We start from the raw sequence: 20,840 nt of genomic DNA on the forward strand, positions 1-20,840 counted from the left end.
GCACCGCTGCGGCAGGTACGCCGGCGGTGCGGCGCCTCTTCCATCAGCAAGGATCTGATACATGCGAAATCGCATTCTCGTGTCGGCCTGCGCAGCGCTGGCCGTATTCGCCCTGCACATGCCCACGGCCCTGGCCGCCGCCACCGACCAGCTCCAGAGCTTCGTTTCCGGCGTGAAGAGCGCGAAGGGCGAATTCACGCAGCGCCAGGTCAAGGGGCAGGGCGACAGCCTCAAGGTCACCGGCACATCGAGCGGCAGCTTTGTGTTCTCGCGCCCGGGCAAGTTCACGTGGCGTTACGCCAAGCCCTATGAGCAATTGCTGCAGGCCGACGGCCAGACGCTCTACATCTACGACAAGGACCTGAACCAGGTCACCGAGCGCAAGCTCGACGGCGCGCTGGGCTCCAGCCCGGCGGCCATCCTGTTCGGCAGCAACGACTTCGAGAAGAACTTCACGGTGAAGAACGGCCCCACGCGTGACGGCGTGGAGTGGCTGGAGATGACGCCCAAGTCGAAGGACACGCAGTTCGAGCGCATCGGCATCGGCTTCAAGGGCGGCAATCTTGAGGCGATGGAATTGCGCGACGCCTTTGGCAACACCACGTTGCTGACGTTCTCTGCGATGCAGAAGAACCCGCCATTGCCGGCGGATGCGTTCCGGTTCACGGTGCCCAAGGGTGCCGACGTGATGAAGCAATGAGGCGCGCCATGTCTGCACTGAAACCGGTGGTTCCCGCCCTGGCCGTCGTGCTCGGCCTGTCCGCCTGCGCGACGACGGGAGGCGGCAAGTTCGATGTCGATTCCTTCCTGCGGGCATCCGACACGGCGCTGCCGGAAGTCCTCGGCAACCCGGCCTTCCTGTCCGCGACGCGCATGCCCGCGAACGAGTGCGCGGTCATGCTGCAATCGGCCAGCACCGGCGTGCTGGAAGACCTGCCGCCCAGCAGCAGTGCGCGCGGCCCGGCCTGGGTGCTGCATCCCGCTGGTTCGCCGGCGCAGGTCTGGCTCGTCACCAGCGAAGCCGGCGGCGAACGGACCTGCCACGGCCCGCTGCCCGCCGATGCAATGAAGGCCCTGGTCGACCGGGCCAAGGGCTGATCAGGTTGCCGAGCTTCCCATATGCACGTAGCGCTGGCGCGGCACCGGCAGCGCCTTGAGTTGCTCGCGCCGGATGCGGATCGCTTCGGCGTCGCCGCGCTTGATGGCGGCGCGAAGCCTGAGCACCGCCTTTCGATATTGCTTCTTCTTTCGAACCCTGGTGGTGATGGCCATGGCAGGCAGTCTCCAGTCTGGTGAGCAAAGCAGTGGGACGGCCGGCCAGCCGGCACGACCGTGCGTGCCATGGTACTGCCGGCCATTCATGCGGGCTGCCGCTTCCCAAAAGATTCAGATCGGCTTGCCAAGAAACTGAATGCCGGCCCGGCCGGGCCGGTCCCAGAATGGTGGTCGCGGAAGCACAGGACCGTGACGGCCGGCAACCCTCGGATTAAGGAACAGAACATGCTCTTCATGCTTCGTCAGCGTGCCCTGCACACGCTAGCCTTTGCAGCGGCCATTGGCGCACTGGGCGCCGGGTGTGCGGCGCCGTCGGCGCCACCGGCAACGGCCACCGACGCCACCAAACCGGCCAGCCCGACACAGGGGCCGGCCCAGAGCCCCACGCAAAGCCCGACCGGCCCGCAAGGCGCGCGCGGTACGCCGGAGGGCTGCCAGGCCGACAAGCTTGGGGACGACAGCCTGGTCGGCAAGACGGAGGCCGAAGCCGCCGCCATGCTGCAAGGCTGCGCATGGCGACTGGGCGAGCGCGACGGCCAGCAGTATCCGGGCACCATGGACTACAACCCGCAACGCCGCACGCTGGGCATCACGTCCGGAAAGGTGGCGTGGGTACGTCGCGGCTAGTTGCCCGCCAGTTCACCTGAGCGGCGTCAAACATGACGTAAATGTAATTTGACCACCTAAAGAGGAATGATTATTTTTTCGGCTCGATCCGAATAAGCGAGGCGGGCCGGGCTGGTTCGCCTCCATCACTGAGGAAGAGCCATGCGTGTCACCGCCACTATTTGTCGTCTGCTGCCCTTGTCCGCAGCGCTTGCTGATGCAGCCGCTTGCGGCGACCGCGCAGGAAAGGGTGCTCAACCTCTACACGGCGCGCCACTACCAGACCGACGAGGCGCTTTATGCCAATTTCACCAGGCAGACCGGCATCAGGATCAACCGCATCGAGGGGCTTGAACAGTTCAAGTAGAATTTGAACATTCTTGCGCACTCATGTACATTTTGCGCATGTCACGCAAGATGGTCAGCATTCACGAGGCTGCGGAGTTTCTAGGTGTTGCGGCGCAAACGCTGCGACGCTGGGAACGCGAAGGCAAGCTTATTCCGGACGAGCGCACGCCTGGCGGGCGGCGACGGTATGACCTGTCGCGGCTGCGGCCAGAACAGTTCCACACCGCGGAAGCCGCGCGGCGCACCGTGGCCTACGCGCGGGTTTCCAGCCACGACCAGAAGGACGACCTGGAGCGGCAGAAGCAGGTGCTCGAACTCTATTGTGCCCGCCAGGGCTGGACGTTCGAAGTGATCGCCGATCTTGGCTCCGGCATGAACTACCACAAGAAGGGCCTCAGGCGCTTGCTCGCGTCCATCATTGACGGCGAAGTCGGACGCCTGGTCATAACGCACAGGGACCGGCTGCTGCGCTTCGGGGCGGAGTTGGTGTTCGCGATCTGCGAGGCCAAGAATGTCGAAGTGGTGATCCTGAACCAAGGCGAGGACACGACGTTCGAAGAAGATCTGGCCAAGGACGTGCTGGAGATCATCACCGTGTTCAGCGCCCGGTTGTACGGCAGCCGCTCGCGCAAGAACCAGAAGTTGCTCGACGGCGTGCGCCAGGCCGTGGAGGCGTCGCAGTGCTGATCGCGCACCGCATCGCGCTCGCTCCGAACAATGCCCAGGCCACCTACCTGGCCCGCGCGGCGGGTACGGCGCGCTTTGCTTACAACTGGGCGCTGGCCGAGTGGAAGCGCCAGTACGAGACGTGGAAGGCTGATACCAGCCATCCCAGGCCGTCCCAGCACTCCCTGCGCCGGCAACTCAACGCCATTAAGCGCGAGCAGTTCCCCTGGATGCTGGAGGTCACGAAGAACGCGCCGCAGATGGCCATCATCCAGCTCGGGCAGGCATTCCAGAATTTCTTCGCCGGCCGCGCCCGCTACCCCCGGTTCCGCAAGAAGGGCGTGCACGACCGCTTTACGCTTACCAATGACCAGTTCAGCCTCGACGGTTCGCGCATCCGCATCCCCAATCTCGGTTGGGTGCGCATGCGCGAGACGTTGCGCTTCGCTGGCAAGATCATGTCGGCTACGGTCTCCCGTGTGGCCGACCGCTGGTTTGTCAGCATCGCCGTGGATTCACCCGACAGTTCTCACTTGCCCAAAGCCGAAAACCAAGGCGCGGTGGGTGTGGATCTGGGTGTGTCGACATTGGCGACGCTCTCCACGGGAGAAAAGGTCACAGGCCCGAAGGCTCACACGGCCCTGCTGCACCGCTTGCGCAGGCTCTCGCGCAGCCTGTCGCGCAAGCAGAAGGGATCGGCCAACCGCCGCAAAGCCAAAGCCAGGCTGGCGAAGCTACATGCACGCATCGCCGCCATGCGTTCGGACGCCTTGCACCAGCTCACGACAGATCTCACGCGCCGGTTCCACACCATTGGCATCGAAGACCTGAACGTTAGCGGGATGCTGGGCAATCGCCGTCTGGCCAGATCTATTGCCGACATGAGCTTCTTCGAGTTCCGCCGGCAACTGGACTACAAGGCGGCGATGCGAGGAGGCCAGGTCGTGGTGGCCGACCGCTTCTTTGCCAGCAGCAAGACCTGCTCGGCGTGCGGGCACAAGCTGGATGAGTTGGCGCTGTCGATACGTCAGTGGTCGTGCCCTGCCTGCGGCACAACGCACGATCGCGACGTGAATGCCGCGACAAATCTGAAGTTCATGGCCGTGAGTCCCACGGTATCAGCCTGCGGAGAGAAGGCGCTGGCCGCCGTCGCAAGACGGCGGTGAAACCGGTCTCGACGAAGCAGGAAGTCAGCTTTGTTCAAGCGTGAGCAAGAACGAGCAAGTCTGACAGAACGGCAGGAAGATCCGTTGCTTGAGCGCATCCGTAGCGAAGGCGCGAACAGCCCGGCGGACGTCTTCATCACGGTGGACATCGGCCGCTTGTGGCGCGCGCAGCAAGCGGGCGTGTTCGCACCGGTCAAGTCGACGGTGCTGGCGTCGCGCATTCCTGCGAACTACCGCGATCCTTCCGGCGAGTGGTTCGGATTTTCGGCGCGGGCGCGCGTGATCGCCTACAACAAGACGGCCGTGAAACCGGGCGATATCGGCCGCTATGAGGACCTGGCCGACCCGAAGTGGAAGGGCAAGGTGTGCACACGCTCCGGCGGGCATGTCTATAACCTGTCGCTGGTATCGAGCCTGATCGCGCACGATGGCGAGGCGAAGACCGAGCAATGGGCCCGTGGCGTCGTGGGCAACCTCGCGCGCGCGCCCAAGGGCGGCGACACCGACCAGCTCAAGGCCGTGGCCGCCGGCGAATGCGATGTCGCGATCGCCAACACGTACTACATCGCCCGTATCCTGAAATCGGCCAAGCCCGAGGACAAGGCCGTGGCCGACAAGCTCGGCGTGGTCTGGCCCAACCAGGGCACCCAGGGCGCGCATATGAACATCTCGGGCGGCGGCATGCTCAAGCACGCGCCCAACAAGGAGGCGGCCGTCAAATTCCTGGAATACCTGGCCAGCGACGACGCGCAGCGCTATTTTGCCGACGGCAACAATGAGTGGCCGGTCGTGCCGGGCGTGAAGGCCGGCAACCCCGCGCTCGAGGCCATGGGCACGTTCAAGGCGGACGCCATCAACGTGGGCGAGCTTGGCAAGTTCCAGCCGCAGGCCCAGAAGCTGCTGGACCGCGCGGGCTTCAAGTAAGCGGGTGTCAGAGCAGGAAGCGCTTGTTGCCGGTCACCTCGGTCGGCTCGACCTTGCGGAAGGTGAGCTTCACGCTGCTGTCGAGCCGCCGGCCAGCCTGTTTGCGCCGCAATGCGCGTTGTATCAGGCCTTTATGCCCGACGGTGCCTTCGGCGTAGGGCTGGCCGTTGCCGATCTCCAGCGCCCCGGCGGCCAGCGCGGCATTGCGCTCGGCCGCGCTCTTTTCCAGCAGCTTGTCGAGTGCCAGGCGCGCGCGCACTTGCGTCATCAGTCCCGCATCGGACGGATTGGCGCGGGCGCGGTCGGCATCCCGCGGCAACTGCACCTTGCCGGCCAGCCGGCGCAGCGCGGCGCGCAGTTCGGCGCCGTCCATCTTGTTGTCCTGCACGATCCAGACCGCGTCATGACGGATCAGCGGTTCGTCATCGGCCATCCTGCGCAACAGCACGGCCGGCAGGCCGGGAGCGCCCATCTGGTGCGAGCGGCGGATAGCGTTGATCGTGATGCGCCGGATCTGCGGGTTGGCATGATCGGCAAGGTCGGCGAGCACGCGTTGCGCGGCGTCTGCAGAGTCGATCATTTCGGCCAGCTGGCCGGCCAGGGAAACCTCTTCCACGCCGCTGAGCCTGCCCTTGCCGACAAGCCGGTTCATCTTGAAGACCAGAAAGTGATACTTCAGCATAATTCCCCAAGGCGATCTTGTAGCCGCATGGCGGGAGGCGACGTCTGGTCGGCCCCGGCCGCAGCCTTGTCTGTTGTCGCCGGACGATGAATTTTTCCCTTGGCGGCGAGGGGGCGCTCCCGCCATGAAAGGAATCCGTATCCGGGCCTGGCCCGGATATCGGCAGCCGGCGGCCCGACCTTGAGGGAAATCAGGAATCCGCGCCCCGGCGGATCGTTCGCGACAGCAGCACCACCGGCAACAGCCCCACGGCCACGATGACCAGCGACGCCGTGGCGGCCTCGGTCAGGCGCTCGTCGGAGGCCAGGTTGTAGGCCTGGACGGCGAGCGTGTCGAAATTGAACGGGCGCATGACGAATGTGGCCGGCAGTTCCTTCATCACGTCGACGAACACGATCAGGCCGGCGGTCAGCAGGCTGCCGCGCAGCATCGGGAAATGCACGCGGCGCAAGGTGGCGCCCGGGCCGTGGCCAAGGCTGCGGGCCGCGGCGTCCCATGCTGGGCGTGATCTTGCCGAGCCCGGCATTGACAGTCTGCAGCGCCACGCCCAGGAAACGCACGAGCAGGGCGTAGACCAGCGCGGCGAGCCGCCGGTCAGCAGCAGGCCCGCGGCCATGCCAAACTGCTGCTGCAGCCAGCTCGACAAGGCATTGTCGAGCCAGGCCACCGGCACCAGCACGCCAACGGCGATCACCGATCCCGGCAGCGCATAGCCCATGCCGCACAGGCGCGTGAGCGCCCGCACCAGCCAGCCGCGCCGGGCATTGGCGGCGCGTCCCGCATAGCCGATCGCCAGCGCGATGCCGACTGCGACCCTGACGGGACAATGGTCTACACTGTCACGTTCCCCGGCGCCGCTGGCGCCCACCACGCCGATGCCTTGCAGCTGGCGATTTACGAGGCCTGAATACCGTGGCGGACACGCTGTTTACCGATTCTTCCGACCGTTCCCGGCAACCGCTCGCCGAGCGCCTGCGTCCACGCAATATCGACGAGGTGATCGGCCAGCAGCACCTGCTCGGTTCGGGCAAGCCGCTGCGCGTGGCGTTCGAGTCCGGCGAGCCGCATTCGATGATCCTGTGGGGGCCGCCCGGCGTGGGCAAGACCACGCTCGCGCGGCTGATGGCCGATGCGTTCGACGCGGAATTCATCGCGCTGTCGGCGGTGCTGTCCGGCGTAAAGGATATCCGGGAGGCCGTGGAGCGCGCCGAGCAGTTCCGCGCGCACGGGCGCCGCACGCTGGTGTTCGTCGATGAGGTCCACCGCTTCAACAAGAGCCAGCAGGACGCCTTCCTGCCGCACGTGGAAAGCGGACTGTTCACGTTCATCGGCGCGACCACCGAGAACCCGTCGTTCGAAGTCAACGGCGCGTTGCTGTCGCGCGCCGCCGTGTATGTGCTGAAGAGCCTTGACGACGCCGAGCTGACTCAGCTCGCGCAGCGCGCCAGCGAAGAGCTGGGCGGCATCGCCTGGCAGGAAGAGGCGCTCAGGCTCATCGTGGCATCGGCCGATGGCGATGGCCGCAAGCTGTTGAACAATATCGAAATCGTGGCACGCGCCGCGCGCAACGCCGGCAAGACGGAGATCGATACCGCGCTGCTCGGCAGCGCGCTGTCCGAGAACCTGCGCCGCTTCGACAAGGGCGGTGACGCGTTCTACGACCAGATCAGCGCGCTGCACAAGTCGGTGCGCGGCTCCGATCCGGACGCCGCGCTCTACTGGTTCTGCCGGATGATCGACGGCGGCGCCGATCCGCGCTACCTGGCGCGGCGTATCGTGCGCATGGCGTGGGAGGACATCGGCCTGGCCGATCCACGCGCCGCCCGCATCACTCTGGATGCTGCCGAAACCTATGAGCGTCTGGGTTCGCCCGAAGGCGAACTCGCGCTCGGCCAGGCGCTGATCTACCTGGCCGTGGCGCCCAAGTCCAACGCCGGCTACAACGCGTACAACGCGGCGCGTGCGTTCGTGTCCAAGGACAAGTCGCGCCAGGTGCCCGTGCACCTGCGCAATGCGCCCACGCGGCTAATGAAGGAACTCGGCTATGGCCACGCCTACCGCTACGCGCACGACGAGCCCGAAGCCTATGCGGCGGGCGAGCACTATTTCCCGGACGACCTGAAGGCGCAGGGCTGGTACCAGCCGGTGCCGCGCGGCTTGGAGGGCAAGATCGCCGAGAAGCTGCGCCACCTGCGCGAACTCGACGACGCCTGGCACCGCGAGCACCGCGGCAAGGGCAAAACCGGGGAATGAGGCGGCAAGCCCGCACGGTTCCGAGGCAGCGGTCCGCGCGGGTGAAGTAAAATGGCGGGTCCGCCGGCATGTCGCCGGCCCCGCACTTCCCACACCGCAACATGCTCGACACCCAGCTGTTCCGCAAAGACATCGACGCCGTGGCGCAACGCCTTGCCACGCGCGGCTTCCAACTCGACGTAGCGGCCTTCCAGGCGCTCGAAAGCGAGCGCAAGCAACTGCAGACCCAGACCGAGGAACTGCAGTCCCGCCGCAACAGCCTGTCCAAGCAGATCGGCATGCTCAAGGGCAAGGGCGAAGACGCCTCGGCCGTGATGGCGGAAGTCGGCGGCATCGGCGATACGCTCAAGGCCTCCGCCGCGCGCCTGGAGGAAATCCAGGCCCAGCTCTCGGAACTGATGCTGTCGATCCCGAACCTGCCGCACGAAAGCGTGCCGGTCGGCAAGGACGAGACCCAGAACATCGAGGTGCGCCGCGTCGGCGAGCCGCGCAAGTTCGATTTCGAGGTGCGCGATCACGTCGACGTGGGCGAGAAGCTCGGCCTCGATTTCGATACCGCCGCCAAGGTGACCGGTTCGCGCTTCTCCATGCTGCGCGGCGGCCTGGCGCGCATGAACCGCGCACTGGTGCAGCTGATGCTGGACACGCACACGCAGGAGCATGGCTACACCGAGATGTACGTGCCCTACATCGTCAACGCCGCGTCGATGCGCGGCACCGGCCAGCTGCCCAAGTTCGAGGAAGACCTGTTCAAGGTGCCGCGCAAGGTCGGTGGCGAGGATGGCGAGCGTACCGAGAACTTCTACCTGATCCCGACTGCCGAGGTGCCGCTGACCAACATCGTGCGCGATGCCATCGTCGCGGGCGACAAGCTGCCACTGCGCTTTGTCGCGCATACGCCGTGCTTCCGCTCGGAAGCGGGCTCGTATGGCAAGGACACGCGCGGCATGATCCGCCAGCATCAGTTCGACAAGGTCGAACTCGTGCAGGTGGTGCCGGCCGAACAGTCGTTCGACGCGCTGGAGCAGCTGACCGGCCACGCCGAGGCGATCCTGAAGAAGCTCGACCTGCCGTTCCGCACCATCGTGCTGTGCACGGGCGACATGGGCTTCGGTGCCACCAAGACCTATGATCTCGAAGTCTGGATCCCGGCGCAGAACACGTACCGCGAAATCAGCTCGTGCTCGAACATGGGCGACTTCCAGGCGCGCCGCATGCAGGCGCGCTACCGCGCGGGGCAGGGCAAGCCGGAACTGGTCCATACGCTGAACGGCTCGGGCCTGGCCGTCGGCCGCACGCTGGTCGCGATCCTCGAGAACTACCAGAACGCCGACGGTTCCGTCACCGTCCCGGCCGCGCTGCAGCCGTACATGGGCGGCACCACGCGACTGGAGCCGGAACTGTAAAAAATTGCACGCCAGCCTATTGCGCTGGCTGGCTGAACCTGTCTATAATCTTGGTTTCGCTGCACGGCGACCAGGTTACCGGAGAGGTGGCAGAGTGGTCGAATGTACCTGACTCGAAATCAGGCGTACCGGCGACGGTACCGTGGGTTCGAATCCCACCCTCTCCGCCAGACAAGAAGCTGCCGATTGTTCGAGCAATGTTCGACCACCGGCAGACAAGAAGACTGTAGTAAAACTCAGACCGACCCTTGCGCAAGCAAGCGTCGGTTTTGTTTTTTGTGCGCCGGTTTTTTGATGCCTGTCCTTTGCCCGGCATTGACATGAGCCGGTAGTGCCACCAATGCGTGCGCGTTCACCGGTTCCGATGCGGGCCGGGCTTCCGAGGGCAGCCGATGACATCCACCCCCGCCGATCCTCCGCGTTTCCAGGGCGATCCCGACGAACTGCCGCGCGATACCGACCTGGTTCCCGGCATGCCGTACCGGCACTACAAAGGCGGAGCCTATGCCGTGATCGGCGTGGGCCGCTTCGAGGCCGACCTGGCCCCCGTGGTGGTCTATGAAGCGATGCGCGATCGCTCCCTGCTGTGGGTGCGTACCGCCGACGTCTTCAGCGAGCCCGTGGCCACGCCGCAAGGTACGGTGCCGCGCTTTGCACCGGACTGGCCTGCTGCATTCGCCTGCCTCGACTTCCTGCCGCGCAGGGCCGTGCTCGATGTGCTGGCCTTGTATGACGCGCCATACCGCCGCTATCACGACCGCCGCCATGTGCTGGAAATGTTCGGGCAGGCCCAGGTCCGCGGCGTGGCGCTGAATCCCGCCCAGGCGCTGGCGGTGCTGTTCCATGATGCCGTGTATGTCCCCGGCTGCGAACACAACGAAGCCGCATCCGCGGCGCTGATCCCGACCATGGCGCCGGGTGTCGATGCCGCTACGGTCGCGCTGGCCGCGCAGATCGTGCTGGATACGCGTACGCACGAGGCCACCGTCGCGGACTCGGCGCTGGTGCTCGATCTCGACCTGTACCGGCTCGCCGTGCCCGCGGAAGACTTCGATGCATACAGCCTTGCCGTCTTCGAAGAGAACCGCGCCCTGCTGGCGGCGCGCACCGGGCTTTCGGGCGACGCGTTGATGCAGGCCTTTCGCGAGCGCCGGTCTGCATTCCTCTCCACGCTGGCACAGCGTCCGCGGCTGTTCGTGACCGACGCCTTCGCCGATTGCGAGGCACTGGCGCGCGCCAACCTTGCGCGTGTTGCCGGCGACTGACTACGTGCACGAGGCAAGGGCAGTCATGGATGCGCCGGAACTCACGGGCGCCAGGCACTGGCTGACCCCCGCCCAGGCGCTGACCGTGCTCGCGCTGTTCGCGCTGGGCGCAGTGCTGCTGTTCTGGATGATTCCGCTGTTGCTCGCGATTCTCCGGCCGTTGGTGAGACGGCTCGACGCGTGGCGCGCCACAGGCGTGGCGGCATTGTCGAAGCGCAACGCCGATAGCCACGAACGCTCATCGCGGCTTGCTGCCGTGACGTTGCGCATGCTGGAGCGCGATGCGGCCGAACTGTTGCTGGTAGCGGCCGCAGGCGCGATCCTGCTGGCCTGCGGCGGCGCACTGCTCTGGCTGGTCGATGGGATTGCCGAAGACCGCGGACTGGTCGGGCTCGACCATGCGGTGTTCGCCCAACTGCGCGCGTCGCGGCAGGGCTGGCTCGACGTCGCCATGATCGCCATCACCGAGCTTGGTGGCGCCAGGATCTCCGTAGCGGTGGGCGTGGCGGTCTTCGCATGGCTGGCGTGGCGGCGAGCGTGGGCCGCCGCGGCGTACTGGGCCATTGCCTTGCTTGGTGCGCGCGCCTGCGTGGTGGCACTCAAGTTCGGCTTGCAGCGGCACCGCCCGGCAAGTATCTATAGCGGACTGGAGTCCTACTCGTTCCCGAGCGGCCATGCTACCAGCAGCATGGTGACCTATGGCTTCCTCGCTTTCCTGATCTGCCTGCGCCAGCCCTGGCGCGTGCGGGTGCCGGTGCTGGCGCTGACATCCGTTGCGGTGGCGGCGATCGGCCTGTCGCGGCTGTACCTGGGCATGCACTGGCTCTCGGATGTGGCGGCCGGGTTTGTGCTCGGGCTGGCGTGGATTGCGCTGCTGGGCACGGCCTATATCACGCTGCATGTGCCGGCGCGATTGCCGGCATGGCAGCTTGGCACGGTCGCCGCGGTCACGCTCATGGTGGCCGCCGGCTATCTCGCGGCGTTCCGCCTGCCTGAAAGGATCGAGCAGTATCGCCAGGCGGGCGCGCTCAGCGCCCGGGTTCCGGCTGCGGCTCCGGCTTTGCCCGGGCTTCCGTCGTCCCGGTCGGCAGGCGCGATACCAGCAACTGGTCGATCTTGTGATGGTCGATGTCCAGCACTTCAAAGCGGAAGCCCGCCACGGTGATCGATTCGGATTTCTTCGGGATGCGCTTGATCGCGTAGATCACCAGTCCTGCCGCCGTGTCCACGTAGTCTTCGCCGGGCAGCGTGTCGATCTCCAGCGCTTTCTTCAGGTCGACCAACGGCGTGAGGCCGTCCACCAGCCAGGAGCTATCGTCGCGCCGCACGATCTGCTCGTCTTCGCTCGAGTAGAGGATGTCCCCCATCAGCGCGCCGACGATATCGTCGAGCGTGACGATGCCGACCACCAGGCCGTACTCGTTCATCACCACGGCAAAGTTCTGGTGCATCTCCCGGAACCGGGTCAGGGCTTCGGACAAGGTCAGCGTATCGGGGATCACCAGCACGTTCTTGTCATGGTGCTTGCCGATGTTGCCCATGACCGTCGCGGTTTCGTCGGCCAGCAGCAATTGCAGGATGTCCTTGGAATCGATGTAGCCCAGCACGTCGTCGAGATCGTGGCCGCATACCGGATACTGCGCGTGCGGCTGGCTGACGAGCTTGCGCCGCACGCTGTCGGCGGTCTCGTCCAGGCTCAGGTAGACCACGTCGTCGCGCGGCGTCATGATCGCCGTGACGCTCTTGGAATCGAGCTCGAACACGTTCTCGATCAGGTGGATCTCATGCTTGAGCAGCACGCCGGCCTCGGCGCCGGCATCGACCATGGCGGCGATGTCCTCGGTGGTGATCTGCTCGACGGTCTTGGTCGGCAGGCCGAACAGCCGCAACGTCGCATCGGCCGCGGCGTTGAACACGAACACCAGCGGCTTGAGCACGCGCAGCAGCGTCAGGATGGGATCGATCACCGCGAGCGCGCACGCCTCGGGAAAGGTCATAGCAATGCGCTTGGGGATCAGGTCGGCAAACTGGATAAACAGCAGCGTGACAATCAGGAACGAGCCGATATTCGCGACGCGCTGCGCGATGCTGGCCTCCATATAGGGTGAAAGCGCCGCGAGCACCAGGTCGGAGACATGCTTTTCACCGAGGATACCGGCCAGGATCGCGACGCTGTTCACGCCGATCTGCACGATCGTGAAGAAGTTTCCGGGCTCTTCCTTGAGCAGCAGCACCTTGGTGGCGCGGCGGTCGCCACGTTCGGACAGGGTCTGGAGCTTGGTGCGGCGGGCGGCGGTCAGCGCGATCTCGGAAATCGAGAAGAAGGCGCTGATCAGGATAAGGAGGAGCAGGATCAGTACGAACATGGCTGGATAAGGGCACCGTTCGGGTGCCTTGATGATGGTGCAGGCCGCGCGAGGCTGTCAATCAATCGCGCCCTCGCGCGGTGGCAGCCGTGGTGGCGTCGAAGCTCGCGACGGGCGCTTCGAGCCGCTCGGGCAGGGTGGCGGCCAATGCTGCGGCGGCCTGCGCGAACTGCTCGCGCATGTCGTCGACCAGGCTTGACGCCGCCCGGTGGCTCGCGCGCAGCAACTGGATTTCAAACGGCAGGCCGGGCTGCACCGCATGAAGCGAGACACGGCCGGGGCTGGCGCTCAACGCCGTGTACTGGTCAAGCAGTGCCATGCCCAGGCCCGCTTCCACCAGCGCAAGTGCCAGCGAATACGTCTGGACTTCCAGTGTGGAGCGGGGCTCCAGGGCATGCCGTGCCAGCGTCTGCCGCACCAGCAGGCCGAGCGAGCTGTTGTCGTCATAGCCGACAAAGGGCCGCTCCATCAGCTTGCGCATCGGCACCACATGGCGCCGGCCGCCGGCCGGCAACGGCTGGTCGCGCGGTACCGCAAGCAGCATATGACCGGCGGCTACCGGCTCGCACGTGATCGCTTCGTGGCGCGGCGGCGAGAAGGCGAAACCCAGGTCGATCTGGTTGGCGAGCAGCGCGTCGACGATCTCGTCGGTATGGTGGGTCAGCACCTGCACCTGGGTGTCGGGGTAGCGCGCGCAGAAACCGCGCACCGCCGGCACCAGCAGCGGGCCGGCCAGGCTCGGCGTGGCCGCCACGCGCAGGCGTCCGGCGCCCTTGTGGCGCAGGCTTTCCGACACGCGCCGCACGCGCTCGATCTCGCCATATAGCCTTTCGACATCGCCATACAGCGCGGTGGCCTCGGGCGTGGCCTGCAGGCGGCCGCGCACGCGCTCGAACAGCCGGAAGCCGAGCGACGCCTCGGCATGCTGCAGCACGCGCGTGACCACGGGCTGCGAGACGTGGAGCAGGCGCGCGGCCTCGCTGACCGTGCCGGTCAGCATGATGGCGCGGAAGATTTCGATCTGGCGCAATCGCATGATGGAGAGGGTGGTGCGTGGCGGCCCATAGCCTGAAGACATATTCTGGCACGTATTGGCATTGGGCAAGCCGCGTGCGCTCGAGTACGCTGCTGCCATCGGATCCAAAGCGACAAGGATGGCAATGCGGGTAGTGATCGTGGGCGCCGGCGTGGTCGGCATCACCAGCGCCTGGCGCCTGGCACAGGATGGCCACGAGGTGACCCTACTCGAGCGGCATGACGGCCCCGGCGAGGAAACCAGCTTCGCCAACGGCGGCCAGCTCAGCTACAGCTACGTGGCGCCGCTGGCCGGGCCGGGCGTGATGGGCAAGGTGCCGGGCTGGCTGCTGCGGCGCGATTCGCCGATGCGCTTCAGGCCCGTGGCCGATCCCGCGCAGTGGCGCTGGCTGGCCGCGTTCATGCGCGCGTGCAATGCCGCCACCAGCGAGGCCACCACGCGCAAGCTGCTGCGGCTGGCGTTCTACTCGCGCGACCTGATGCAGGCATTCGTGGCCAGCGAAGGCGGCAAGTCCGGGGCGGGGACGGACTTCGATTTTGCGCGGCGCGGCAAGCTGATCGTGCACCGCGATGGCGACGCGTTCGAGTCGGCGCGGCGCCTGCTTGACTACCAGGCCAGCCTGGGTTGCGAGCAGCAGGCGCTGGACCGCGAGGCCTGCGTGGCGCTGGAACCCGCGTTGCTGGGCATCCGCGACGAGATCGCGGGCGCGATCTACACGCCGAGCGAGGAAGTCGGCGACTGCCACCGCTTCTGCCTGTCGCTGGCACGGTTGCTGCAACAGCAGCCGGGCGTGTCGATGCGCTTCGGTACCAGCGTCCAGGGGCTGGTGCAGGAAGGGGATCGCATCAGCGGCGTGCGGACGGCGTCTGGTGTGGTGCCGGCCGATGCCGTGGTGGTTGCCGGCGGCATCGGCAGCGTGCCGCTGCTGCGTCCGCTCGGCGTGCGGCCGCTGCTGTGGCCGCTCAAGGGCTACAGCATCACCGTGCCGCTGTCGGACGGCGGGCGTGCGCCGCATATCAGCATCACGGATTTCGCCAACAAGATCGTCTATGCGCGCATCGGCAACACGCTGCGCGTCGCCGGCATGGCTGACCTGGTGCGCGGCGGCGCGCGCATCGATGTCGAGCGCGTCGGCACGCTGGTGACGCAGACGCGCGCACTGTTTGGCGGTATCGTGCCCGATATCCCGCTGGCGCAACTGCAACCGTGGGCAGGACTGCGGCCCGCCACGCCGGATGGCCTGCCGATGGTCGGTCCATCGCGGCTGCGCGGGCTGTGGCTCAATCTCGGGCATGGCGCGCTGGGCTTCACGCTCGCCATGGGCAGTGCGGGACTGCTGGCCGACCGGCTCGCCGGACGCAAGCCAGCCGTCAACGCAGAGGAATTCTCCGCCGCGCGCGCATAGCAGCACGGCAGCGCGGCAGGGTTTTGCAGTACGTGGTTTCGATGGAATGCCTCGATCAACAAGCACCCTCAAAAGAAGGAGCGCCAACATGAAGCAATCGCACACTAGCCGCAACCGGGTCCCCCTGCGCCTGCTGGCAGCCACTGCCCTCAGCCTCGCCAGCACATTCGCCGCCACGACGGCCAGCGCCGCCGATGGCGACACGCTGCGCAAGGTCAAGGAGAGTGGGGTGATCTCGCTCGGCTACCGCGAGTCGTCGATCCCGTTCTCGTACACCGACGGCAAGGAGGTGATGGGCTACTCGCACGAGATCCTGCTGCAGATCGTCGACAAGGTGAAGAGCGATCTCAAGATGCCGAACCTGCAGGTCAGGCTCACGCCGATCACCTCGCAGAACCGTATTCCGCTGGTGCAGAACGGCACCATCGACATCGAGTGTGGCAGCACCACCAACAACCTCGAGCGGCAGAAGCAGGTGGCGTTCTCGAACAGCCTGTTCGTGTACGGCATCAAGATGCTGACCAGGAAGGACTCGGGCGTGAAGGAGTTCAGCGACCTGAAGGAGCGCAACGTGGTCACCACCGCCGGCACCACCGGCGAGCGCCTGCTGGTCAAGATGAACGGCGAGAAGGCCATGAACATGAACCTGATCAGCACCAAGGATCATGGCCAGTCGTTCCTGATCCTCGAAAGCGGCCGTGCCGCAGCCTTCGTCATGGACGAGCCGCTGCTGTACGGCGAGCGCACCAAGGCCAAGAGCGCAGGCGACTGGGTAGTGGTGGGCGCGCCTTTGCAGACGGAGAACTACGCCTGCATGTTCCGCAAGGACGACCCGTCGTTCAAGAAGCTGGCCGACGGCGTGGTGGCCGACCTGATGACCAGCGGCCGGGCCGAGAAGTTGTACAACAAGTGGTTCATGTCGCCGATCCCGCCGCGCGGCATCAACATGAACTATCCGCTGTCCGCCGACATGAAGGCGCTGTTCGCCGCGCCGAACGACAAGGCGTTCCAGTAGAGGCATTCCAGTCAAGGCGCCGGCGGGGCAGGCCGGCGGTTATATAGCCATGATGAATCGTTATTTCCGTATCGATAGCGGTTGCGGTAGCGTTGAGGCCGATATAGGCTCATAGCAGCACAACCGGCCGGCAGGTCCTTGCAAGAGACCGCCGGTCATTCCGCATCCCACTGGAGAACATATGCGATCGATTCGTCATGGCTGGCTCAAATCCCTGCTGGCTGCCTCGCTGATCGCCGGCACCGCTGGCCTGAGCGCCACCGCGGCCAGCGCCGCGGACCTGCTCGACAGCGTCAAGCAGGCCGGCGTGCTGAAGGTCGGCCTGGAGGGTACCTATCCGCCGTTCGGCTTCCGTGGCCCCAAGAACGAACTCGACGGCTTTGACGTGGATGTGGCGCGCGCCGTCGCCGCCAAGCTCGGCGTGAAGCCGGAATTCGTGACCACCGAGTGGAGCGGCATCATTGCCGGCCTGCAGGCGGGCAAGTTCGACGTGATCGTGAACCAGGTCTCGGTGACGCCGCAGCGCAAGCAGGTGCTGGACTTCTCCACCCCGTACGTCTATTCCGCCGCCCAGCTCATCCAGCGCAAGGATGACAAGCGCGAGTTCAAGTCGCTCGAAGAACTGAAGGGCCACAAGCTCGGCGTGAGCCTGGGCAGCAACTACAACGATCTGGCCAAGTCGGTGCCGGGGATCGACGTCAAGACCTATCCCGGCGCGCCCGAATACCTGCGCGACCTGGCCGCGCAGCGCGTGGATGCCGCGCTCAACGACCGGCTGATGGTGAACTACCTGATCAAGACCGCCAACCTGCCGCTGCGCCCCGGCGCGGTGGTGCCGGGCGCCAATGCCGAAGTTGCCATTCCGTTCCGCAAGGACAACCCGAAGTTTGCCCAGGCCATCGACCACGCGCTGGACGACCTGCGCAAGGACGGCACCCTGACCAAGCTGTCGGTGAAGTGGTTCGGCTCGGACGTGACCAAGCCCGGCAAGTAAGCTGACCCTGCCATTGACCAGCACCCCGCCCGGCCGGAGGCCGCGCGGGGTTTGCGCGCATCCCGGCAGGCCGGTTACGATTGGCGCGTCTCTTTCTGCCTCCCGCAAATGTCCGCTCTCCAGCTCGTCTCCGAATCCATGCCCGTGCTGCTGCAGGGCACGCTGCTGACCATCAAGTTCGCGCTGTGGTCGATGGCCTTCGGGCTGGTGCTGGGCACGGTGGTGGCGCTGATGGGCATCAGCCACAGCGCCATCCTGAAGAGCATCGCGCGCGCATACGTCAGCATCATGCGGGGCACGCCGCTGCTGGTGCAGATCTTCGTCGTCTACTACGGCTTGCCCGGCATCGGTATCGCGCTGGAGCCGACGCCCGCCGGCGTGCTGACGCTGAGCCTCAATGTGGGGGCCTATCTTTCCGAGAGCATGCGTGGCGCGATTCTCGGCATTCAGCGCGGCCAGTGGCTGGCCGCGTACAGCCTTGGCCTGACGCCCGGGCAGACGCTGCGCTATGTGGTGGGCCCGCAGGCGCTGCGCCTGGCGGTGCCGAGTCTTTCCAACAGCCTGATCAGCCTGATCAAGGACACCTCGCTGGTTTCGGTGATTACCGTAACGGAGTTGCTGCGTACGGCTCAGGAAGTCATTGCGGCGACCTACCAGCCGCTGCCGCTCTATCTTGCCGTGGCGGTGATCTACTGGGTGCTGAGTACCGGGCTCTCCGGGCTCCAGCATATGTTGGAGCGCCGGCTTTCCTTGCCGGGCCGGCATTAGGAACTTGCTTTGCAAACAAAAAGGGCCAGCCCGTCCGGGCTGGCCCCTGGTCCATCCGGGATGCCTGCTTAACCCTGCGCGACGCGGCCGGCGATGTGGGCCAGCGCTTCGTCGACCTGGTCCACCAGGATCAGGCACAGGTCACCGGCCTGCAGCCGCGACAGCGACGTGTCGATGGCCAGGAACTCGCCCCGGATCTCGTCGATCGTGCTGGCGCGCGTGGCGCCCTGCAGGCCTTCGCGCAGCAGGGCGAGCACTTCGCCGTCCTCGCGGCCGCGCTGGCACTGGTCCTGGTACAGGATGACCTCGTCGAATACCCCGCCAAGGATCTGCGTCTGCTTGCGGATGTCTTCGTCGCGGCGGTCGCCGGCGCCGCTGATTACCACCATGCGGCGCTTGGCCGGCATGGTCTGCACGGCATTGCACAGCGCCTGGATGGCATCCGGGTTGTGGCCGTAGTCGGCAATCAGCGTGGCGCCCCTGTAGTCGAACACGTTGAAGCGGCCCGGGGCCGTCTGCGCGTCGTTGACGAAGGTCGCCAGGCCACGGCGGATGATGGTCCAGTCGATGCCGAGCGCCCAGGCCGCGGCGATCGACGACATGGCGTTCTCCACCTGGAAGCCGATCGTGCCGTTGCGGGTCAGCGGGATCTCGGCCAGCGGGAAGCGCACCTCGTTGTCGCCTTCGGAGGCAACGATGTGGTCGCCGTCGACGAACACCACGCGCTTGCCCTGCGCGCGGTGCGTGGCCATGGCCGGCTGGCCCGGGTCATGCGCGAAGAACGTCACCGAGCCCGGGCAGGCATCGGCCATGCGCACCACCATCGGGTCCGCGGCGTTGAGCACGGCCATGCCATGCGGTGCCACGTTCTGCACGATCACGCTCTTGAGCACGGCCAGGTCTTCCACCGTGCTGATGAACGACAAGCCCAGGTGATCGCCTTCGCCGACGTTGGTCACCACGGCCACGTCGCAGCGGTCGAAGGCCAGGCCTTCGCGCAGCAGGCCGCCGCGCGCGGTCTCGAACACGGCGGCGTCCACGTCCGGGTGCAGCAGCACGTTGCGCGCGCTGCGCGGGCCGCTGCAGTCGCCGGTGTCGATGCGCTCGCCACGGATATAGACGCCATCGGTGCCGGTCATGCCCATGCGCAGGCCGCTGGTGGCCATGAGATGGGTGATCAGGCGGACCGTCGTGGTCTTGCCGTTGGTGCCCGACACCGCCACCACCGGAATGCGGCCATCGTCGCCGTCGGCGAACATGGTCGACACGATGGCTTCGCCAACCGCACGGCCCTTGCCGTACGAAGGCTGCAAGTGCATGCGCAGGCCCGGCGCGGCGTTGACTTCGACGACGCCGCCGGCCTGTTCCTCGAACGGCTTGAGCATGGTCTCGCACACGGCATCCACGCCGGCGATGTCGAGGCCGACCATCTGCGCGGCAGCCACGGCGCGCGCGGCGATGTCCGGGTGGACGTCGTCGGTCACGTCGGTGGCGCTGCCGCCGGTCGACAGGTTGGCGTTGTTGCGCAGTACCACGCGCGTGCCCTTGGGCGGCACGGATTCCGCCGTCAGGCCCTGCTTGGCCAGCACGGCCAGGGCAATGTCGTCAAAGCGGATCTTGGTGAGCGAAGTCGCATGGCCCTCGCCGCGGCGCGGGTCGCGGTTCACTTCCTCGACCAGCTGGCGCACGGTATGCGAGCCATCGCCGATCACCTGCGGCGGATCGCGGCGCGCGGCGGCGACGAGGTGCTTGCCGACCACCAGCAGGCGGAAGTCATGGCCGGGAATGTAGCGCTCGACGATCACGTCGGAGCTGATGTCCGAGGCCACTTCATAGGCCGTCATCACTTCCTCGCGCGTGCGGATGCGCACGGCCACGCCCTTGCCCTGGTTGCCGTCGCGCGGCTTCACCACCACGGGGGCGTCGATTTCCTGCGCGGCCTCCCACGCTTGCTCGGCGCTGCGCACCGAGCGGCCCAGCGGCACCGGCACGCCGGCGGCATGGAGCAGGCTCTTGGTCAGTTCCTTGTCCTGCGCGATCGATTCGGCCACGGCGCTGGTCGCGCTGGTTTCGGCGGCCTGGATGCGGCGCTGCTTGCTGCCCCAGCCAAACTGCACCATCGAACCCTGCGTCAGGCGGCGGTACGGAATGCCGCGCGCCACGGCAGCGTAGACGATGGAGCCCGTGCTGGGCCCGAGGCGCACGTCTTCGTCCAGTTCGCGCAGGCGGTGCAGCGCGTCGTCCAGGTCGAACGGCGCGTCGTCGCGCGCGGCCACGCACAGCGCCTGGGCCAGATCGAACGCCAGGCGGCCGACTTCCTCCTCACTGTACTGCACGATCACCTGGTAGGTGCCGGGCTCGACGGTCTGCGCCGTGCGGCTGAATGTGACCGGGCAGCCGGCCGCGGCCTGCAGGCGCAGCGTGGCGCCTTCCAGCACATGCGCGAGCGACAGCTCGCCGGCGTCTTCGTCCGGATGCAGCGGCCCGATGTCGGGAAAGCGCGCGCGCAGGCGGTCTTCAAAGCCGGGCAGGGCGGCGACCATGTCCGACGGTTCCGGACAGGCCACGATCGCCTCGATGGCGGTGTGGCGGCACCACAGGTTCGGGCCGCGAAGGGCCCGGATGCGAGAGACTTCCATAGATTCTGGTATCCGTTCTTCTTCGG

17 protein-coding genes, 1 tRNA gene and 4 pseudogenes are annotated in these 20,840 nt (G+C 66.4%); 16 read left to right on the plus strand and 6 right to left on the minus strand.

What is annotated here, in order from left to right; translation table 11 throughout:
- Positions 1-61: 61 nt before the first annotated feature.
- Both lolA and KHO22_RS11345 read left to right on the plus strand, forming a co-directional pair.
- Positions 62-700: an outer membrane lipoprotein chaperone LolA gene (gene lolA, locus KHO22_RS11340; RefSeq protein ID WP_211947239.1), complete on the plus strand. Its 639-nt coding sequence runs from the start codon at positions 62-64 to the stop codon at positions 698-700.
- Positions 701-708: 8 nt separating this feature from the next.
- Positions 709-1,098 carry a hypothetical protein gene (locus tag KHO22_RS11345; RefSeq protein WP_230426841.1) on the plus strand — a complete coding sequence of 130 codons (390 nt, stop codon included), beginning with the start codon at positions 709-711 and terminating at the stop codon, positions 1,096-1,098.
- Here the strand turns inward: KHO22_RS11345 and KHO22_RS11350 are convergent, their stop codons facing one another.
- The gene (locus KHO22_RS11350) at positions 1,099-1,272 is read right to left on the minus strand and encodes a hypothetical protein (RefSeq protein WP_211947241.1); all 174 of its coding nucleotides are present in this window, start codon (positions 1,270-1,272) and stop codon (positions 1,099-1,101) included.
- A 228-nt stretch (positions 1,273-1,500) separates the two neighbouring features.
- Here KHO22_RS11350 and KHO22_RS11355 point away from each other — a divergent pair, with 228 nt between their 5' ends.
- From KHO22_RS11355 to KHO22_RS11375, 5 genes and pseudogenes are all read left to right on the plus strand, one after another.
- On the plus strand, positions 1,501-1,902 hold the full coding sequence (locus KHO22_RS11355) for a hypothetical protein (protein WP_211947242.1): 402 nt from the start codon (positions 1,501-1,503) through the stop codon (positions 1,900-1,902).
- A 196-nt stretch (positions 1,903-2,098) separates the two neighbouring features.
- Positions 2,099-2,236: pseudogene (locus KHO22_RS11360) on the plus strand (Fe(3+) ABC transporter substrate-binding protein); the annotation flags it as partial.
- Positions 2,237-2,286: 50 nt separating this feature from the next.
- Positions 2,287-2,916 carry an IS607 family transposase gene (locus KHO22_RS11365; protein ID WP_211947243.1) on the plus strand — a complete coding sequence of 210 codons (630 nt, stop codon included), beginning with the start codon at positions 2,287-2,289 and terminating at the stop codon, positions 2,914-2,916.
- Positions 2,910-4,061, plus strand: coding sequence for an RNA-guided endonuclease InsQ/TnpB family protein (locus KHO22_RS11370; RefSeq protein WP_211947244.1), 1,152 nt, complete (start codon positions 2,910-2,912; stop codon positions 4,059-4,061). Before KHO22_RS11365 ends, KHO22_RS11370 begins: the two co-directional genes overlap by 7 nt.
- A 66-nt stretch (positions 4,062-4,127) precedes the next feature.
- Positions 4,128-4,985 (plus strand): annotated as a pseudogene (locus KHO22_RS11375) (Fe(3+) ABC transporter substrate-binding protein); the annotation flags it as partial.
- Positions 4,986-4,992: 7 nt separating this feature from the next.
- On the opposite strand, the gene KHO22_RS11380 reads toward KHO22_RS11375, so the two are convergent.
- Positions 4,993-5,667 carry a hypothetical protein gene (locus KHO22_RS11380; RefSeq protein WP_211947246.1) on the minus strand — a complete coding sequence of 225 codons (675 nt, stop codon included), beginning with the start codon at positions 5,665-5,667 and terminating at the stop codon, positions 4,993-4,995.
- A gap of 190 nt (positions 5,668-5,857) precedes the next feature.
- A pseudogene (locus KHO22_RS11385) lies at positions 5,858-6,478 on the minus strand (ABC transporter permease); the annotation flags it as partial.
- 101 nt (positions 6,479-6,579) lie between these two features.
- Between KHO22_RS11385 and KHO22_RS11390 the strand changes: the two are divergent.
- The 5 genes and pseudogenes from KHO22_RS11390 to KHO22_RS32470 all read left to right on the plus strand — a co-directional run.
- Positions 6,580-7,920 carry a replication-associated recombination protein A gene (locus KHO22_RS11390; protein ID WP_211947247.1) on the plus strand — a complete coding sequence of 447 codons (1,341 nt, stop codon included), beginning with the start codon at positions 6,580-6,582 and terminating at the stop codon, positions 7,918-7,920.
- Between the two features lie 101 nt (positions 7,921-8,021).
- Complete coding sequence (serS, locus tag KHO22_RS11395) at positions 8,022-9,326, plus strand: serine--tRNA ligase (RefSeq protein ID WP_211947248.1); 1,305 nt, start codon at positions 8,022-8,024, stop codon at positions 9,324-9,326.
- Between the two features lie 80 nt (positions 9,327-9,406).
- Positions 9,407-9,496, plus strand: a tRNA-Ser gene (locus KHO22_RS11400).
- Positions 9,497-9,718: 222 nt separating this feature from the next.
- A complete protein-coding gene (locus KHO22_RS11405; protein WP_211947249.1) occupies positions 9,719-10,591 on the plus strand; it encodes a DUF1653 domain-containing protein in 873 nt (290 codons plus the stop codon).
- Between the two features lie 451 nt (positions 10,592-11,042).
- Positions 11,043-11,408, plus strand: a pseudogene (locus KHO22_RS32470) (phosphatase PAP2 family protein); the annotation flags it as partial.
- A gap of 211 nt (positions 11,409-11,619) precedes the next feature.
- Here the strand turns inward: KHO22_RS32470 and paeA are convergent.
- Positions 11,620-12,957: a polyamine export protein PaeA gene (gene paeA, locus KHO22_RS11410; protein ID WP_211947250.1), complete on the minus strand. Its 1,338-nt coding sequence runs from the start codon at positions 12,955-12,957 to the stop codon at positions 11,620-11,622.
- A 61-nt stretch (positions 12,958-13,018) separates the two neighbouring features.
- On the minus strand, positions 13,019-13,993 hold the full coding sequence (locus KHO22_RS11415) for a LysR family transcriptional regulator (protein WP_211947402.1): 975 nt from the start codon (positions 13,991-13,993) through the stop codon (positions 13,019-13,021).
- Between the two features lie 124 nt (positions 13,994-14,117).
- Here KHO22_RS11415 and KHO22_RS11420 point away from each other — a divergent pair, with 124 nt between their 5' ends.
- From KHO22_RS11420 to KHO22_RS11435, 4 genes are all read left to right on the plus strand, one after another.
- Positions 14,118-15,398 carry a D-amino acid dehydrogenase gene (locus KHO22_RS11420; RefSeq protein ID WP_211947403.1) on the plus strand — a complete coding sequence of 427 codons (1,281 nt, stop codon included), beginning with the start codon at positions 14,118-14,120 and terminating at the stop codon, positions 15,396-15,398.
- An 88-nt stretch (positions 15,399-15,486) separates the two neighbouring features.
- Complete coding sequence (locus KHO22_RS11425; RefSeq protein ID WP_211947251.1) at positions 15,487-16,413, plus strand: glutamate/aspartate ABC transporter substrate-binding protein; 927 nt, start codon at positions 15,487-15,489, stop codon at positions 16,411-16,413.
- Positions 16,414-16,594: 181 nt separating this feature from the next.
- Positions 16,595-17,407, plus strand: coding sequence for a transporter substrate-binding domain-containing protein (locus tag KHO22_RS11430; RefSeq protein WP_211947252.1), 813 nt, complete (start codon positions 16,595-16,597; stop codon positions 17,405-17,407).
- A 108-nt stretch (positions 17,408-17,515) separates the two neighbouring features.
- A complete protein-coding gene (locus tag KHO22_RS11435) occupies positions 17,516-18,175 on the plus strand; it encodes an amino acid ABC transporter permease (RefSeq protein WP_211947253.1) in 660 nt (219 codons plus the stop codon).
- A gap of 68 nt (positions 18,176-18,243) precedes the next feature.
- On the opposite strand, the gene cphA is transcribed toward KHO22_RS11435, so the two are convergent.
- Complete coding sequence (gene cphA, locus KHO22_RS11440; RefSeq protein ID WP_211947254.1) at positions 18,244-20,814, minus strand: cyanophycin synthetase; 2,571 nt, start codon at positions 20,812-20,814, stop codon at positions 18,244-18,246.
- Between the last annotated feature and the right edge of the window lie 26 nt (positions 20,815-20,840).

Origin of the sequence: Cupriavidus yeoncheonensis, from assembly GCF_905397275.1 — a bacterium.
Taxonomy (GTDB): Bacteria; Pseudomonadota; Gammaproteobacteria; order Burkholderiales; family Burkholderiaceae; genus Cupriavidus; species Cupriavidus yeoncheonensis.

Excerpts from the sequence above, each read along its gene's own strand:
- lolA (WP_211947239.1), top strand. The coding sequence starts at position 62 with ATGCGAAATCGCATTCTCGTGTCGGCCTGCGCAGCGCTGGCCGTATTC.
- KHO22_RS11345 (WP_230426841.1), top strand. The coding sequence starts at position 709 with ATGTCTGCACTGAAACCGGTGGTTCCCGCCCTGGCCGTCGTGCTCGGC.
- KHO22_RS11350 (WP_211947241.1), bottom strand. The coding sequence starts at position 1,272 with ATGGCCATCACCACCAGGGTTCGAAAGAAGAAGCAATATCGAAAGGCG.
- KHO22_RS11355 (WP_211947242.1), top strand. The coding sequence starts at position 1,501 with ATGCTCTTCATGCTTCGTCAGCGTGCCCTGCACACGCTAGCCTTTGCA.
- KHO22_RS11365 (WP_211947243.1), top strand. The coding sequence starts at position 2,287 with ATGTCACGCAAGATGGTCAGCATTCACGAGGCTGCGGAGTTTCTAGGT.
- KHO22_RS11380 (WP_211947246.1), bottom strand. The coding sequence starts at position 5,667 with ATGCTGAAGTATCACTTTCTGGTCTTCAAGATGAACCGGCTTGTCGGC.
- serS (WP_211947248.1), top strand. The coding sequence starts at position 8,022 with ATGCTCGACACCCAGCTGTTCCGCAAAGACATCGACGCCGTGGCGCAA.
- KHO22_RS11405 (WP_211947249.1), top strand. The coding sequence starts at position 9,719 with ATGACATCCACCCCCGCCGATCCTCCGCGTTTCCAGGGCGATCCCGAC.
- paeA (WP_211947250.1), bottom strand. The coding sequence starts at position 12,957 with ATGTTCGTACTGATCCTGCTCCTCCTTATCCTGATCAGCGCCTTCTTC.
- KHO22_RS11415 (WP_211947402.1), bottom strand. The coding sequence starts at position 13,993 with ATGCGATTGCGCCAGATCGAAATCTTCCGCGCCATCATGCTGACCGGC.
- KHO22_RS11420 (WP_211947403.1), top strand. The coding sequence starts at position 14,118 with ATGCGGGTAGTGATCGTGGGCGCCGGCGTGGTCGGCATCACCAGCGCC.
- KHO22_RS11425 (WP_211947251.1), top strand. The coding sequence starts at position 15,487 with ATGAAGCAATCGCACACTAGCCGCAACCGGGTCCCCCTGCGCCTGCTG.
- KHO22_RS11430 (WP_211947252.1), top strand. The coding sequence starts at position 16,595 with ATGCGATCGATTCGTCATGGCTGGCTCAAATCCCTGCTGGCTGCCTCG.
- KHO22_RS11435 (WP_211947253.1), top strand. The coding sequence starts at position 17,516 with ATGTCCGCTCTCCAGCTCGTCTCCGAATCCATGCCCGTGCTGCTGCAG.
- cphA (WP_211947254.1), bottom strand. The coding sequence starts at position 20,814 with ATGGAAGTCTCTCGCATCCGGGCCCTTCGCGGCCCGAACCTGTGGTGC.